This is a genomic window from Crossiella sp. NPDC003009 (assembly GCF_053591555.1).
Map to the genome: position 1 here is coordinate 88,452 of NZ_JBSFUA010000019.1, position 13,879 is coordinate 102,330.

The window sequence follows — 13,879 nt, forward strand, 5'->3', positions numbered from 1 at the left end:
AATGATCACTGGCACCGGCATCACCGTCCGGTTCGGGCCGCGCACGGTTCTGTCCACTGTGGACATACAGGTGGCGGAGGGGGAGTGGCTCGCGCTGGTGGGCCGCAACGGCTGCGGCAAGAGCACCCTGCTGCGCGTGCTGGCCGGGCTGCACAACCCGGACGCGGGCACGGTGCGCCTCGGCGCGGACGGGCTGGACTCGTTGTCCCGCAGGGAGATCGCCCGCCGGATCGCGGTGCTGCCGCAGGCCATGCCCTCGGTACCGGGGCTGACCGTGCGCCAGCTGGTCCGGCAGGGCCGCTACGCCGTGCGCGGCCCGCTGGGCATGCTGCGCACCGGCGACGACGAGCAGGTGCGCAGGGCGCTGGCCGAGACCGGGGTGACCGAGTACGCCGACGCCGCGGTGGACCGGCTCTCCGGCGGCGAGCGCCAGCGGGTCCGGCTGGCCCTGGCACTGGCCCAGGACGCCCCGGTGCTGCTGCTGGACGAGCCGACCACCTACCTGGACGTCCGGCACCAGCTGGAGGTGCTGGAGCTGGTGGCCAGGCTGCGCGCCGAACGCGGGCTGACCGTGGTCACCGTGCTGCACGACCTGGCCCAGGCGGCCCGCTTCGCCGACCGGGTGGTCGCGCTGCGGGACGGGGCGGTGCACGCCGACGGCCCGGCCGCCGAGGTGGTCGACGCCGGGCTGCTGGCCGAGGTCTTCGGCGTGCGCGGGCGGGTCTGGCGGGACGAGCGGACCGGCCGCCCGGCCTGCGCCTACGACACGGTGCTGTAGACCCGCTCCGGCCTGGTCTCCGCGCGCAGCGGCGAGCACCAGGCCAGCACCACGCCCACCGCGAGCACGCCAACCGCGGCGGCGAGTCCGGCACTCGGGCTCGCCGCCACCGCGACCACCCCGGCCAGCGTCGCGCCCAGCGGCTGGCCGAGGCCGTAGGAGAGCATCCGCGCTGTGGTGTTCACCCGGCCCTGCAGCTCGTCCGGGGTGACCTGCTGCCGGAAGGTGATCGCGTTGATCACCACCGTGGTGTAGGCGGTGCCCCAGGCGACCGCGGCCACCGCGCCGAGCAGCCAGTGCGAGCTGAACACCACCAGTAGCCCGCACAGCAGCGAGGCGGGCAGCGCGCGCAGGGCCAGCCGCGCCGGGCCGAGCCTGCGGCTGAGCACCGGCACCAGCTTGGCCGCGAGCAGCGCGCCCACGCCCCAGCAGCTGGTCAGCACGGCCAGCCGGGGGTCGCCGCTGGGTGGCACGCCGAGCGAGCGGTCCGCCCACGGCAGCAGCATCGCCACCCAGGCCCCGCCTGCGGCCGAATGGGTGGCGCCGACCAGGGTCAGCGTGCGCACGGTCGGGTGACGCCACAGGAAGGTCAGTCCGCCGCGCACGTCGGTCCGGATGTCGGCCAGCGAGCGCGGCCGCCCGGCCCGGTCCGGCGCGGACAGCGGGCGCACGATGGCGCGCAGCAGCAGGGCCGAGATGGCGTAGCTGAGCACGTCCACGGTCAGCATGGGGGCGGGGGAGAGCAGCGTGACGGCCAGCGTGGCCAGCGGCGGCACCACCATCTCCACCACCGTGGTCATCCCGGACACGGTGGCGTAGGCCGAGGTGGTCCGGTCCTTGCCGACCAGGGTGGGCAGCGCGCCGAAGTTGGCCGCGTCGAAGACCACGAACAGCGTCTGGGACAGGAACCCGGCCACCACGACGTGCTCCACGGTGAGGCCGCCGAGTGCCCAGGTAACCGGGATGCTGACCAGCAGGGCCGCGTTGAGCAGGTCCGCGGCCACCATCAGCCCGCGCCGGTCCAGCCGGTCCGCCAGCACGCCCGCGAACAGGCCGAACAGCAGGTAGGGCAGCGTCTCCGCGGCCGCCATGGCCGCGCTCCAGGCCGCGGAGCCGGTGAGTTGGTACACCAGGATCGGCAGCGCGACCAGGGTCACCCGCGAACCGGCCACGGAAATCACCCGAGCGGCGAGGTACCGGCGGAAGTCCGGGTCCCGCCGGAGGGCTACAACGTTCGTCACCCGAGCACACTAACACTATTGGTAATGACTTTCATTTGTGATAGGCATGAGGAGGTTGAAGGTCAACCGTCATCTGAGGAGGTACGAGATGGACAAGGTGTTCGTGCGCGTCGAGACCGAGCGCGAGCTGCCGCACAACTCGGCTAGCCACAGCAACGCCCTGGTCGAGAACCCGTTCGCCGACCAGGACTGATTTCGGTCTGACCTGACAAGGTGGCCCGCCGTGCCCCGGGGCGCGGCGGGCCACCGCCTGTCCCGGAGGTGCGCATGAGTCAGCTGACACCGGGCGCCGTGCTGTTCGGCCTGCCCGAGGACCGGACCGCGCTGCGCTCGCCAGAGGGCGAGGTGCTCGACATCGCGCTGCCGCCGGAGATCCTCACCGCCGTCCGCGCCACCCTGACCACCGGCGCGCAGGCCCCGCCAGAGCTGTCCGCCTTCGCTGAGGCCGGGTTCCTCGGCCGCCGCCGCGCCTGGCCAGCCGAACGCGCCGCCGTCGGCGTGCTGGCCACCGAGGAGCTGGCCCAGCCCTACCTCGACCTGCTCCGCGCGCACGGCGCCGACCCGCGCCTGGTCACCGCGGACGCGTTGGACGGCCTGGCCGCGGTCTGCGCCCTGCACGACGGCCCGGCCCCGCAGTGGTGGACCGAGCTGGACGAACTGCCGGCCCGCGGCATCGCCTGGCAGCGGATCAGCCGCGAGGGCAGGCACGCGATCCTGGAACCGGTGGCCGCCGGCCCGGCCGACGTTCGCCACCGCGACGTCCGGCTGCGCCGCCTGGCCGCCGCCGGCTCCGGCCACCAGCACCTGGCCGCCTACTGGGCGCAGCGGGAAACGATCACCGGCGCGGAACACTTCGACGCAGCCGACCTGAACCTGGTGCTGGCCGCCGCCGCCCTCGACCTCCGCAGCTGGGCCTGCGCGCAACCCACTCGCCCGGCCGGCTCCCTGGTGACGACCGAACTGCCCGCCAACCGGCGGCTGCGCGTGCTCGACCTGGACACCGCCGCGATCACCGACCACCCGGTGCTCCGCGTCCCGGACTGTGCTCCATGAGCGCAGAAGTAGAGGGGCACCTCGTCCCCGCCGCGGACGAGGTGCCGCTCGCTGCCACCGTCTTCCGCTCTCCCGAGCGTGAGCGAACGCCGGTGGTACTTCTTCGTTCCCCCTACGACCAGCGGCTAAACCACGCCGAGGCAAAAAGTTGGGCGAAACGAGGTTTCGCCTGCGTAACCGTGGATACCCGGGGCAGATTCGCCTCCGGCGGCCAGTTCCGCCCCTACGTGCACGAGGCGTCAGACGGTGCCGCAGTCCTCGACTGGGTGCACGCCCAGGACTTCTGCGACGGCCGGGTCATCCTCACCGGCGCGTCCTACGGCGCCTACTGCGCACTGGCCACCGCCGCGGCCGGCACCGCCCCGGTGGCCGCGGTGATCGCCGCCGTCCCCGCCATGGGCCCCGGCGAAACCGCCCGCGACCCAGGCGGCGCGGCCCGCCTGGCCTGCCGCGCCGGCTGGTGGTCCGAACACGGCGGCACGGCACAACCCCGCCCCCCAGTCCAGCTCGACCTCACCCACCTCCCCATCCGCGACCTGGTCGACCAACCAGGCTGGCCCGACCTCTGGTCCGCCCCCCGCCGCGGCGCGCTCTGGCCAGCCCTTCGCGAATGTCAGGTCCCCCTGCTCGCTGTCGGCGGCGTGCACGACCCCTTCGCCGCCGACACCGCCGAGTTGGCCGCCACCTGGGGCGGCCCGTCCCGCCTGGTCCTGGGCCCCTGGGGCCACCTGCTGGACGCCCATGCTCCCGGCGCGGCCCTGGCCGGCAAACGCATCGGCGCGCTGTACCTGGCCTTCGCCCAAGCCGCCCTCGCCGCCCGCCCCGCCCTCACCGGTGCCGTGGCCTGGATCGCCACCGGCGACCACTGGTCCCGCTGGCCCGCCGACACCGGCCCCGCCTGCCCTCTCTCCGTGGTCCGCGGCGTCTTCACCGCCGACCCGGCCCACCCGTTCCCCTCCCGCGAGCCCACCGCCGACCTCGCCCCCGACGCCAACCGCCCCGACCGCGCCCTGCTGCACTCCGCCCCACTGCCCGGCGGCGTGCTGCGCGGCCGGATCGGCGTCCGCCTGCGGCTGCGCGCGGACACCCCCGATAACGACTGGCTACTCCGTCTGTCCACAGTGGACGATCAACGCCAGCTGGCGCACACGATCTTCCGCGACACCGCCCCACCCGGCCATCCGGTCGAGCGCACCGCCGAACTGGGCCCGCTCGGCGTCGAACTGCCGCCAGGAACCCGGCTGCGCCTGGAGATCGCCGGGCACCACTGGCCCCGGCACGCCCGCAACCCGCACACCGGGGTGGACCCGGTCGACGCGGTCGAGCTGCACCCCAGCCGCCGCGAGGTGCTGCACGCCGAACTCACCCTGCCCTGGGCCGCGGCCGCCGACGCGGTGCCCGCGGCGAACCTGATCGAGGAGGTGGTCCGGTGAGCCTGTCGCCGGAGACCATGGTCGACCCACTGACCGGCATCGTCCGCCGGTTCGTCGACGTGACCCCGGTGCCCGGCCTGCCGCACCGGTACCGCGGCGTCACCGCCGAGGTGTCCGACGCCCGCAGGCTCGGCGCCTGGCCCGCCGACCGGGTCAGCCTGGGCACCACCTTCGGCGACGTCGAGGGAGCCAGGGTCGCGGCCCTCGGCGAGGCGGTCGAGCGCTACTGCGGCAACCGCCTGCCCCCGCTCGACGACCCCCGCCTCCGCCGCACCACCGCGGCTGTCCTGGCGGCTGAGGGCCACCGCCACTTCGGCCCAGCCGACCTGCCCTTCTTCGCACCGTGGCAGCACCGCGAACCCGGCTTCCCGTACCAGGAGTTCACCGCCGACACGGAGCTGCTGTGGACCAGGGGCGAAGAGGACGGCGAACCCTGCTGGCTGCCCGCCTCCTGGGTCTACCTGAACTACTTCACCGGCGAGCGCAAGCGCGAACCCCGCCTGCACCACCTCAACTACGCGGGCATCGCCACCGGCGCGGACGCCCCCGACGCCTTCCGCCGAGGCCTGCTGGAACTGCTGGAACGCGACGCCCTGGAACTCTGGTGGCACCTGGGCGCCCCCAGCCGCGGCATCGCGCTGGACTCGGTCCCCGGCCTGCGCGCCGACCTCACCGGCACCCGCCTGAAGATCCACCTGGTCGAACTGCCCACTGAACACCCGGTCGCCTGCGTAGCCGCGGTCGCCATCGACGAGGAGACCGGCATCGTGGCCGGCGGCGGCGCGGCCCGCCTCGACCCAGCCGAGGCCTGCGCCAAGGCCGCCATGGAAGCCATCCACACCTGGGTCTTCACCCTGGGCCTGCTGGAGTCCGACGGCTGGGTCTTCGACACCATCAAAGCGGGCATCCTGGCCAAGGGCCTCTACCTGGACCACCGCCCCGACCGCACCTACCGCGACGCCGCAGGCCCCCACTTCGCCCGAGTCCGCGACCTGGGCGCCCAGCCCCAGATCTGGCTAGACCCCAGAACCCAGGAATCCCTCCTCCCGCGCTTCACCAACCCCACCACCGAGATCGCCGCCGCAGACCTCCCCACCGGCACCCTCCCCGATCTCCAGCAAAGCCTGCGCGCCCAAGGCTGCCGAGTGGCCGCCGTCGACCTCACCACCCCCGACGTAGCGGAAACCCCCTGGCGCGTCCTGCGCGTAGCGGCAACCGGCCTGGTCCCCAACGCCCCAGCCGCCTTCCGCTACCTGGGCCTGCCCCGCTGGCGCGAGGCCCAGCAATCCCGCGGCTGGGCCCCGGCCGCGAACCCCCTGACCGGTCCGGAGGGCCTGGTCCTGGAACCACCCCCATTCCTGTGACCGCCATCGAAGCCGCCCTGACCGCCGCCTGGACCGGCGCCGACCCAGGCCCCACCATCCTCGAAAACTGGCCCCCCACCCGCCGCCGCTACCCACCCGCCCCCACCCACCCCCTGCCCCGGTACGCCCCCACCGCCGAACCGCCTCCCCACCCCGAGACGACCGGTCATATTCGGGACGCGAAGGCCCGTGACCGCGAGGCGGCTGATCCTTTTCCCGGCTCACAGGCCCTCGACGCTGAGATGACCGGTCACTTTGGGCACGATCAGGCCGCCAAGCTTGAGATGACCGGTCATTTTGCGGATGAGCAGTCGGCCGAACTCGAGAAGACCGGTCACTTTGAGGATGAGCGGGCCGCTGAGCTTGAGGCGACTGGTCGTTTTCCCGGGGAGCAGTCGCCTCAACTTGAGATGACCGGTCACTTTGCGGGAGAGCAGGTACGCCAGCCTGAGATGACTGGTCACTTTCAGGCTGGTCAGGCAGGAGCGTTCGAGACGACCGGTCATCTTCGCAACGAGCGAGTCAGCGAGTCTGAGACGACCGGTCACCTTCGCGGGACCCAGGTCCACCGATCCAAGACGACCGGTCACATTCGCGATCGGCATCTTCGCCCCCACCAGCAAGCCGACCCGCCCGCCCAGCCAGACAGCGCTGCCCTCGCTGCCCTCGGCGCCCTGCTCGACCTCTCCCTAGCGGGCGACCCGGCCCGCAAGGTCGGTGGCGTCCGGCTCCGCCGAGTCCCCTCCGCGGGCGGCCGCTACCCGGTCAACGCCCACCTCGGCTCCGCCTACTACGACCCCATCGCCCACGAGCTCCACGGCCCCCCAGCCGCCACGATCACCCTTGCCCTGCAACCACAACGCACCACCTGGCGCTACGGCCCCCGCTCCCTCCCAGTCCTCCTGCTCGACCTCGGCCACGCCCTGGCCGCGATCCTCACCGCCGCGCGCACGCTCGCCATTCCCGCCACCGCCGCCTTCACCCCGCAACCCCCGCGGCACGGCGAATATCCTCTCGCAACCGTCCACTTAGGACTATCCACAAGGGAACAAGTCGGCCAATCCGCAGAGCCATTCCCGGATCCGCCGGGCCTGCCGCTGATCGAAGCCGCTCTCACCGAGCTGAGCACGCACCCGCCGGCCCCGCTGCCCTGGGACCCACCGCGGGTCACCGCGGAAACCCTGCTCGCCCGGCACACCGCCGCCTGGCCTTCTCGCGGCCCGATCTCCTTGCCAGATCACGGTCTTACCGAAGTCCGCCCGACCCCAGACCTGGCCGCCGGCGCCTGCGGGCAACCCGAGCTCGCCCAGGCCGAGCGACTGCTCCTGGCCACCGGTGACCCCGAGCCGCTGAACTTCGTCCGGGCCGGCATGGCCGTGCACCGGGCCTGGCTGCTGGCCACCGCCGCTGGGCTGTCCGTGCGGCCGGTTGGCTGCTGGATCCGCGCGCGCCACAACGGCCAGCGCGTGTTGCACGCGCTGGCCGTCGGTCCTTAGCGCCCCACCAGGTCCGCGTGCCGGACCCCGGGCTCCCACACCGCGATCGAACCGCCGCCGCTCAGCGCGGTCGGCAGCTTCAGCGCGCCGCACAGCCGCTTGGTCGCGGTGTCCACCACGTCCACCCGGCCCTGGCCGCCCGCAGTCACGAACGCGGTGCCGCCGTTGTCGGTCAACGCGACCCGCCGTCCCTGCGCGGCGAACGGGTCCGTTCCGCCCTGCGGGCCGCCGGGCAGCGTGCCCAGGTCAAGACGACCGGTCACCTTCGCGGTGCGCAGGTCCACCAGCACCAGCTCGTCACTGCGCCCGCCCTGCACCAGGTACCCGGCCAGGGTGTCCGACAGGCCGAAGCGGTACAGGTAGCCAGTGCCCAGCGGCACCCGGTGCGCGGCGCCGGTGGCCGCGTTCACCAGGTAGGCGTCCTCGGTCCACTGGGTCCAGTCGGCGGCCCGGTCGTCGCGGACGTAGCTGGCCACGGTGCCGCCGTCATCGCCGAGCCGCACGTAGAACGCGCGGCCGCCGGTGCGCCCGGAGATGTCCCACGGGACCGTGCGGGCGGTGCCGAAGGATCCGTCGGCGCGCACCGGCAGCAGGTCGAAACCGCGTTCGGTGGCGACGGTGACCACCCGGTGCCGGGCGGAGAACGCCTCGCCGTGGCCGTGCGCGCCGATCTCCGCCGTCCTGGCCGGCGCCAGCGGCTCGGTGCCGGTGTGCGCCAGCAGTGCCCGGCGCGGGAAGGCCTGCACGGCCGCGGGCTCGTCGTTGCGCAGCAGCACCGAGTCGGTCGCGGCGTCGATGAGCACCCCCGGCTCACCGGCGGCCACCGGAACCTCCTTGGTCTGCCAGGTCTTGAGGTCCACCACGATGAGGTGCGCGCCCTCCTCGTGCGGCGCCGCTGGCTCCTCGTGCTCGTGGTGCTCGGCGGTGGTGATCACCGCGTAGCTGCCGGTCGGGTCCACGGTCAGGTGCGCGACCTCACCGTCCACCGGTGCACTGCCGATCACCTTGGGCGTCCCGGAGAGCTGCAGTGCGACCAGCGAGTGGCTGCGGTCGTCGACGAAGATCGCCCGCCCGTCCGGCAGCGTGACCACGCCTGCGTGGTCGTTGAGCACCCGGTCGGCCACCGATCCGGTCACCCGCCCGGTGACCGGATCGAGCACGTGCACGGTGGCCGCGTGCTGGTCGGCCACCAGCACGCGGGTTCCTGATGTGGTCGCATTCGCCGCTGGCGCCAACGCGACCAGGGATAACACCGTGGTCGCTGCCGCGGTGAGGGATCGAAGCATGTTGTCCTACCTCCTGAAGTGACACTCAGGAGGAGACGATAACCATTTTCAATTAGGCTGCCAACGGGTCAGCGGTCACGATTCAGAGGTACTGCCCACCGCCGCCCAGGTGCCCGCCATCGGCCTCGCCGCCCTTGCCCGGCGGCAACGCGCCCCTGCGCATCTGCTCCAGCTGCACCCGCGCGGCCATCTGCTGGGCGAACAGCGCGGTCTGGATGCCGTGGAACAGGCCCTCCAGCCAGCCGACCAGCTGGGCCTGGGCGATCCGCAGCTCCGCGTCGGAGGGGGTCACCTCGTCGTTGAACGGCAGCGACAGCCGCTCCAGCTCGTCCCGCAGCTCGGGCGCGAGGCCCTGTTCCAGCTCGGTGATCGAGGACTTGTGGATCTCGCGCAGGCGGTTGCGGCTGGCCTCGTCCAGCGGCGCGGCGCGCACCTCCTCCAGCAGCTGCTTGATCATGGTGCCGATCCGCATCACCTTGGCCGGCTGCTCGACCATGTCGCTGACATCGTTCCCGGAGTTCTCTCCGTCACCTTCCGTGACCGGGTTGCCGAATGGGAGGGCGGTGCCGATGGGCGTGCCGTCCGGTCCGATGACCACGACCTGCTGCTCGCTGTCGCTGGGCTGGTTCATGGGTCCATCCTCGCTCGCCTTGGTGGCCGAATGCGACTCGGATACCCCAAACCCCTGCCTACCCGCGGTCACCAGGCAACCCCGGGGTTCAGGCGATTTGGCGTCCTCCGTACGGTGTCTTTCATGGCGTACGACGTCGCTCGGGTACGGGGCTTGTTCCCCGCGCTGGGCGACGGGTGGGTCCACCTCGATTCACCAGCGGGTATGCAGGTACCCGAACAGGTGGCGTCCGCGGTCTCGACCGCGTTGCGCGCCCCGGTGTCCGGGCCGGGCGGAATATTTCCGGCCTCACAGCGGGCAGAGGCGATCGTGGACGCGGCCCGTCGCTCCGTAGCCGACCTGGTCGGCTGCGACCCGGCCGGCGTGGTCCTCGGACCCAGTTCCGCCGCCCTGCTGCAACGCCTCGCCGACGCCCTCGGCGAGGCCTGGATGCTGGGTGACGAAGTGGTCGTCTCCCGGCTCGACCACCCCGGCAACGTCTCACCCTGGGTACGCGCCGCGCAGCGCGCCGGGGGCAGCGTGCGCTGGGGCGAGATCGACATCGAGACCTGCGAGCTGCCCGCCTGGCAGTACGACGGGCTGATCACCGGCAGCACCAAGGCGGTGGCCATCACCGCGGCCTCCGGCGCGGTCGGCACCCGCCCGGACGTCCGGCACGTCTCCGACGTCGCCCGCAAGCACGGCGCCCTGGTCGTGGTGGACGCTTCCTCGGCCGCCCCGTTCGTGCCGCTGGACGTGCTGTCCATGGGCGCGGACGTGGTCGCGGTCTCCGCATCGGCCTGGGGCGGCCCGCCGGTCGGCGCGCTCGCCTTCCGGGACGCCAGCCTGCTCGACCGGCTGCCCTCGGCCGCACTCGAACACGGCGCCCGCGGCCCGGAGCGGCTGGAGCTCGGCCCGCACGCCTACCCGCTGCTGGCCGGACTGGTCGCCTCGGTGGACTACCTGGCCGGACTGGACGACGCGGCCATCGGCCCGCGCCGGGAGCGGCTGCTCACCTCGCTCGGCTCGGTCAAGGCCTACCAGGCCGGACTGCTGGCCAACCTGATCAACGAGCTGCGCGCGATGCGGCACGTGATGGTCATCGGCGACGCCATGCGCAGGGTGCCCTCGCTGGCCTTCACCATCACCGGCGCGAAGGCCTGGGAAGCGGTGGAACATCTGGCCGAACGCGGGGTGTGCGCCTTCCACGACTCCGGGCACAATGGCGTCTTCGCCGCCCTCGGGGTCGGCGAGGTCGGTGGCGCGATCCGGGTCGGTCTGGCCCACTACACCAACGCGGCCGAGGTCGACCAGCTCGTGCGCGCGGTGGCCGAGCTGCGCTGAGTCAGCAGCAGTGGAGGGTGGTTGAACGACTCGCTCGCCAGGGCGATGGCCGATCTGGCCGCCTGGCACAAGCTCGCGCCGCTGCTCACCGAGTACCTGCCCTTCGGCGATGCCTCCCTGCGCCCGTCCGGGCTGACCACCGTGCTGGACGAGGCCATGGTCGGCAACCGCACCGTGCTGCTGGAGTGCGGCAGCGGCTCCTCCTCGGTGGTGGTGGCCAGGATGCTGGCCCGCCGGGGCTTCGGCCACCTGCTCTCCCTTGAGCACGACGAGCGCTGGGCCGCCTTTGTCAACACCCAGCTGCGCCGGGAGGGCCTGCACCAGATCGCCAGGGCGGTGCACTGCCCGCTCAGCGGCCACCCGGCCGCGGTCGGCACGCTGGACTGGTACTCCCCGCAGCTGGTGCACGACGAGGTGATGGCCTACGTGGACCGCTTCGGCCTGGTCGACCTGCTGCTGGTGGACGGCCCGCCCGCGTTCGAGCCGGGCAAGGACCTCGCCCGCTACCCGGCGCTGCCGGTGCTGCGCTGGGCGCTCGCGCCGGGCGCGACCATCCTGCTCGACGACGTGGACCGGCCGGGCGAGCTGACCGTGCTCACCCGCTGGCAGGAGCAGTTCGGCCTGCGCTTCCGGGCCGACCCGACCGGCTCCCGCCTGGCTGTCGGCGTGCTCGATCCCGGCTAGTCCGCGAAGTCGGTGGACCGGCTGACCTCAGCCCACTGCGCCGCCTCGGCCGCCCGCCGGTCACTGGCCTGTTCGGCCAGCCGCAGCGCGTCCGAGCCCAGCAGCAGCCGCCGCGGTGGCTCGGGCGTCTCCACCAGGTCCGCGATCGCCTTGGCCGCGCGGACCGGGTCGCCCGCCTCGCGGCCCGCGTGCTCCCTGCGGTAGTCGATCATCGCGCCGAGCACCTCGCGGTAGTCCGGCCCCGGCTCGTCGATCCGCATGGACGAACCGGCCCAGTCGGTGCGGAAGGCGCCCGGCTCGACCACGGTCACCTTGATCCCAAGCGGCGCCACCTCGTTGGCCAGCACCTCGGAGAACCCGGCCACGCCGAACTTCGCGGTCTGGTACGCGGCCAGCCCCGGCGTGCCGCCGACCCGGCCGCCGATCGAGGAGATCTGCACCAGGTGCCCGGAGCGTTGCCCGCGCAACACCGGCAGTGCCGCCCTGGTCACGTTGACCACGCCGAACAGGTTGGTCTCCACCTGAGCGCGGAAGTCCTCGGCCGGGGTCTCCTCGAAGGCCGAGGTGTTGGCGTAGCCGGCGTTGTTGACCACCACGTCCAGCCCGCCGAACTCGCACACCGCCACGGCCACCGCGGCCTCGGCGGCCGCCTGGTCGGTCACGTCCAGCGCGATCGTGCGCACGTGGTCGCCGTAGGTCTCGGTGAGCTCGGCCAGTTCCGCCGGGCGGCGCGCGGTGGCGACCACCCGGTGGCCACGGGCCAGCGCGGCCCTGGTGATCTCCCGCCCGAGACCGCGGGAGCTGCCGGTGACAAGCCAGATCTTGTTCATGCCACCAGCGAACACCCGCGAGCCCCGGTTGTATACCAACTAGTTAGTTACATCGCACGAACGGGCCGGATTCAGCTCACCCGCGCACCAGCAGGATCTTGCCGACCACGCCGCCCGCTTCCAGCAGCCGGTGTGCCTCGGCCGCCTCCTGCATCGGCACCCTGGCGTGCTCGACCACGCTGACCTTGCCCTGCTCGACCAGCGGCCACAGCCGTTCGCGCACGTCCGCGACCACCTCGGCCTTGCTGCCCGCACCCTCCACCGGCCGCCCGCGCAGCCCGGTCGCGGCCACGCTGGCCCGCTTGGCCAGCAGCTTGCTCAGGTCCAGCTCGGCCTTGCGGCCGCCCTGCATGCCGATCACCACGAGCCGGCCGCCCGCCGCCAGCACGTCGATGTTGCGCGCCAGGTAGGAGGCGCCCATGTTGTCCAGCACCACGTCCGCGCCCTTGCCGCCGGTGGCCTCCTTGACCACCTCGACGAAGTCCTGCTCGCGGTAGTTCACCGTGATGTCCGCGCCGAGGCGGGTGCACTCGGCAAGGCCCTCCGGCGTGCCCGCGGTCACCGCGACCGTCGCGCCGAGCGCCTTGCCGATCTGGATCGCGCAGGTCCCGATGCCACCGGCGCCGCCGTGCGCGAGGAAGGTGTCGCCTGCGGTCAGCCCGGCCAGCATCACCACGTTCGACCAGACCGTGCAGGTCACCTCGGGCAGCCCGGCCGCGGTCACCAGGTCGACGCCCTTGGGCACCGGCAGCACCTGCACCGCGGGCACGGTTACGCGTTCGGCGTAACCGCCACCGGCCAGCAGCGCGCACACCTCGTCGCCGACCTGCCACTGCGTCACGCCCTTGCCGACCTTGGCGATCCGGCCGGAGCACTCCAGCCCCGGCACGGTGGTCACCCCGGGCGGCGGCGGGTAGAAACCCTGGCGCTGCAACAGGTCGGCCCGGTTCACCGCGGCCGCGACAATGTCGATCACGACCTCGCCCTTGCCCGGCACCGGATCGGGCCTCGGCGTCCAGCGCAGCACCTCTGGACCACCGGGCTCGCGGATACTGATCGCGTACATGCCCTGAAGCTAGACCCAATTCGGTGGCGGGGCAGCCCGCCATCCCGGACGATCGACCGGCATGGACCCCTGGCCGCTGCGGCACCTGGTACTGCGCACCCCACGCCTGGAGCTCCGCCCGGACGACGACGCGGGCCTGCTGGAGATGGTCGAGGTGGCGCTGTCCGGGGTGCACCCGCCGGAGCAGATGCCCTTCTCCATGCCGTGGACCGAGATGTCGCCGGCCGAGCTCGGCCGGGGGTCGGTGCGGAACCGGTGGCGCAAGCGGGCCGAGCACAGCCCGGAGAACTGGGACGTCGGCTTCCTGGTCCGGCACCAGGGCCGGGTGATCGGCACCCAGGGGCTGATGGCGGAGAACTTCGCTGTGCTGCGCGAGGTGACCTGCGGTTCCTGGTTCGGCATGGCGCACCAGGGGCAGGGCTTCGGCACCGAGGCGTGGGCCGCGGTGCTGCTGCTGGCCTTCGACCACCTCGGCGCGGAACTGGGGCACGCGCTGGCCTTCGCGGACAACACCGCCTCCCGCGCGGTCAGCCGCAAGCTGGGCTACCAGGACACCGGGACCAGGCGCGTCGTCCGCCGTGGCGAGCCCGCCGTCCAGGCGGAGCAGCGGGTGACCCCGGGCGGGTTCAAACGCCCGGACTGGACCCTGGAAGTCGACGGCCTGGACGCCTGCCGAGAGATGTTGGGAGCCTGA

Annotated in this window: 14 protein-coding genes; 9 read left to right on the plus strand and 5 right to left on the minus strand. The window is 73.0% G+C overall.

Going from position 1 to position 13,879, the window contains the following annotated elements; all coding sequences use genetic code 11:
• Window position 1: 1 nt before the first annotated feature.
• Entirely contained in the window at window positions 2-778 is a 777-nt protein-coding gene (locus ACWDY5_RS21220) for an ABC transporter ATP-binding protein (protein WP_449723898.1), read from the plus strand.
• Here the strand turns inward: ACWDY5_RS21220 and ACWDY5_RS21225 are convergent.
• On the minus strand, window positions 760-2,019 hold the full coding sequence (locus tag ACWDY5_RS21225; RefSeq protein WP_449723899.1) for an MFS transporter: 1,260 nt from the start codon (window positions 2,017-2,019) through the stop codon (window positions 760-762). The two genes, ACWDY5_RS21220 and ACWDY5_RS21225, sit on opposite strands and share 19 nt — an antisense overlap.
• 88 nt (window positions 2,020-2,107) lie before the next feature.
• Here ACWDY5_RS21225 and amiA point away from each other — a divergent pair, with 88 nt between their 5' ends.
• From amiA to ACWDY5_RS21250, 5 genes are all read left to right on the plus strand, one after another.
• Window positions 2,108-2,212 (plus strand): streptamidine family RiPP, encoded by a 105-nt coding sequence (gene amiA, locus ACWDY5_RS21230; protein WP_252485604.1) that lies wholly within the window; start codon window positions 2,108-2,110, stop codon window positions 2,210-2,212.
• 74 nt (window positions 2,213-2,286) lie between these two features.
• Window positions 2,287-3,072: a hypothetical protein gene (locus ACWDY5_RS21235; protein WP_449723900.1), complete on the plus strand. Its 786-nt coding sequence runs from the start codon at window positions 2,287-2,289 to the stop codon at window positions 3,070-3,072.
• Window positions 3,069-4,505 (plus strand): CocE/NonD family hydrolase, encoded by a 1,437-nt coding sequence (locus tag ACWDY5_RS21240; RefSeq protein WP_449723901.1) that lies wholly within the window; start codon window positions 3,069-3,071, stop codon window positions 4,503-4,505. Before ACWDY5_RS21235 ends, ACWDY5_RS21240 begins: the two co-directional genes overlap by 4 nt.
• Entirely contained in the window at window positions 4,502-5,869 is a 1,368-nt protein-coding gene (locus ACWDY5_RS21245; RefSeq protein ID WP_449723902.1) for a YcaO-like family protein, read from the plus strand. Before ACWDY5_RS21240 ends, ACWDY5_RS21245 begins: the two co-directional genes overlap by 4 nt.
• Window positions 5,866-7,365 (plus strand): hypothetical protein, encoded by a 1,500-nt coding sequence (locus ACWDY5_RS21250; RefSeq protein WP_449723903.1) that lies wholly within the window; start codon window positions 5,866-5,868, stop codon window positions 7,363-7,365. The genes ACWDY5_RS21245 and ACWDY5_RS21250 overlap by 4 nt, the downstream gene beginning before the upstream one ends.
• Here ACWDY5_RS21250 and ACWDY5_RS21255 read toward each other — a convergent pair.
• Complete coding sequence (locus tag ACWDY5_RS21255) at window positions 7,362-8,561, minus strand: hypothetical protein (RefSeq protein ID WP_449723904.1); 1,200 nt, start codon at window positions 8,559-8,561, stop codon at window positions 7,362-7,364. The two genes, ACWDY5_RS21250 and ACWDY5_RS21255, sit on opposite strands and share 4 nt — an antisense overlap.
• Before the next feature lie 172 nt (window positions 8,562-8,733).
• The gene (locus ACWDY5_RS21260; protein WP_252486469.1) at window positions 8,734-9,282 is read right to left on the minus strand and encodes a bacterial proteasome activator family protein; all 549 of its coding nucleotides are present in this window, start codon (window positions 9,280-9,282) and stop codon (window positions 8,734-8,736) included.
• A gap of 123 nt (window positions 9,283-9,405) precedes the next feature.
• On the opposite strand from ACWDY5_RS21260, the gene ACWDY5_RS21265 reads away from it, so the two are divergent.
• Together ACWDY5_RS21265 and ACWDY5_RS21270 are read left to right on the plus strand one after the other, a co-directional pair.
• A complete protein-coding gene (locus ACWDY5_RS21265) occupies window positions 9,406-10,605 on the plus strand; it encodes a cysteine desulfurase-like protein (protein WP_283662487.1) in 1,200 nt (399 codons plus the stop codon).
• Between the two features lie 21 nt (window positions 10,606-10,626).
• Window positions 10,627-11,289, plus strand: coding sequence for a class I SAM-dependent methyltransferase (locus ACWDY5_RS21270; RefSeq protein ID WP_449723905.1), 663 nt, complete (start codon window positions 10,627-10,629; stop codon window positions 11,287-11,289).
• Here ACWDY5_RS21270 and ACWDY5_RS21275 read toward each other — a convergent pair.
• A complete protein-coding gene (locus ACWDY5_RS21275) occupies window positions 11,286-12,119 on the minus strand; it encodes an oxidoreductase (RefSeq protein ID WP_449723906.1) in 834 nt (277 codons plus the stop codon). The two genes, ACWDY5_RS21270 and ACWDY5_RS21275, sit on opposite strands and share 4 nt — an antisense overlap.
• A 76-nt stretch (window positions 12,120-12,195) precedes the next feature.
• Window positions 12,196-13,185 carry an NAD(P)H-quinone oxidoreductase gene (locus ACWDY5_RS21280; protein WP_449723907.1) on the minus strand — a complete coding sequence of 330 codons (990 nt, stop codon included), beginning with the start codon at window positions 13,183-13,185 and terminating at the stop codon, window positions 12,196-12,198.
• Between the two features lie 61 nt (window positions 13,186-13,246).
• Here ACWDY5_RS21280 and ACWDY5_RS21285 point away from each other — a divergent pair, with 61 nt between their 5' ends.
• Complete coding sequence (locus ACWDY5_RS21285) at window positions 13,247-13,879, plus strand: GNAT family N-acetyltransferase (RefSeq protein WP_449723908.1); 633 nt, start codon at window positions 13,247-13,249, stop codon at window positions 13,877-13,879.

Excerpts from the sequence above, each read along its gene's own strand:
- ACWDY5_RS21260 (WP_252486469.1), bottom strand. The coding sequence starts at position 9,282 with ATGAACCAGCCCAGCGACAGCGAGCAGCAGGTCGTGGTCATCGGACCG.
- ACWDY5_RS21220 (WP_449723898.1), top strand. The coding sequence starts at position 2 with ATGATCACTGGCACCGGCATCACCGTCCGGTTCGGGCCGCGCACGGTT.
- ACWDY5_RS21280 (WP_449723907.1), bottom strand. The coding sequence starts at position 13,185 with ATGTACGCGATCAGTATCCGCGAGCCCGGTGGTCCAGAGGTGCTGCGC.
- ACWDY5_RS21285 (WP_449723908.1), top strand. The coding sequence starts at position 13,247 with ATGGACCCCTGGCCGCTGCGGCACCTGGTACTGCGCACCCCACGCCTG.
- ACWDY5_RS21240 (WP_449723901.1), top strand. The coding sequence starts at position 3,069 with ATGAGCGCAGAAGTAGAGGGGCACCTCGTCCCCGCCGCGGACGAGGTG.
- ACWDY5_RS21235 (WP_449723900.1), top strand. The coding sequence starts at position 2,287 with ATGAGTCAGCTGACACCGGGCGCCGTGCTGTTCGGCCTGCCCGAGGAC.
- ACWDY5_RS21265 (WP_283662487.1), top strand. The coding sequence starts at position 9,406 with ATGGCGTACGACGTCGCTCGGGTACGGGGCTTGTTCCCCGCGCTGGGC.
- amiA (WP_252485604.1), top strand. The coding sequence starts at position 2,108 with ATGGACAAGGTGTTCGTGCGCGTCGAGACCGAGCGCGAGCTGCCGCAC.
- ACWDY5_RS21275 (WP_449723906.1), bottom strand. The coding sequence starts at position 12,119 with ATGAACAAGATCTGGCTTGTCACCGGCAGCTCCCGCGGTCTCGGGCGG.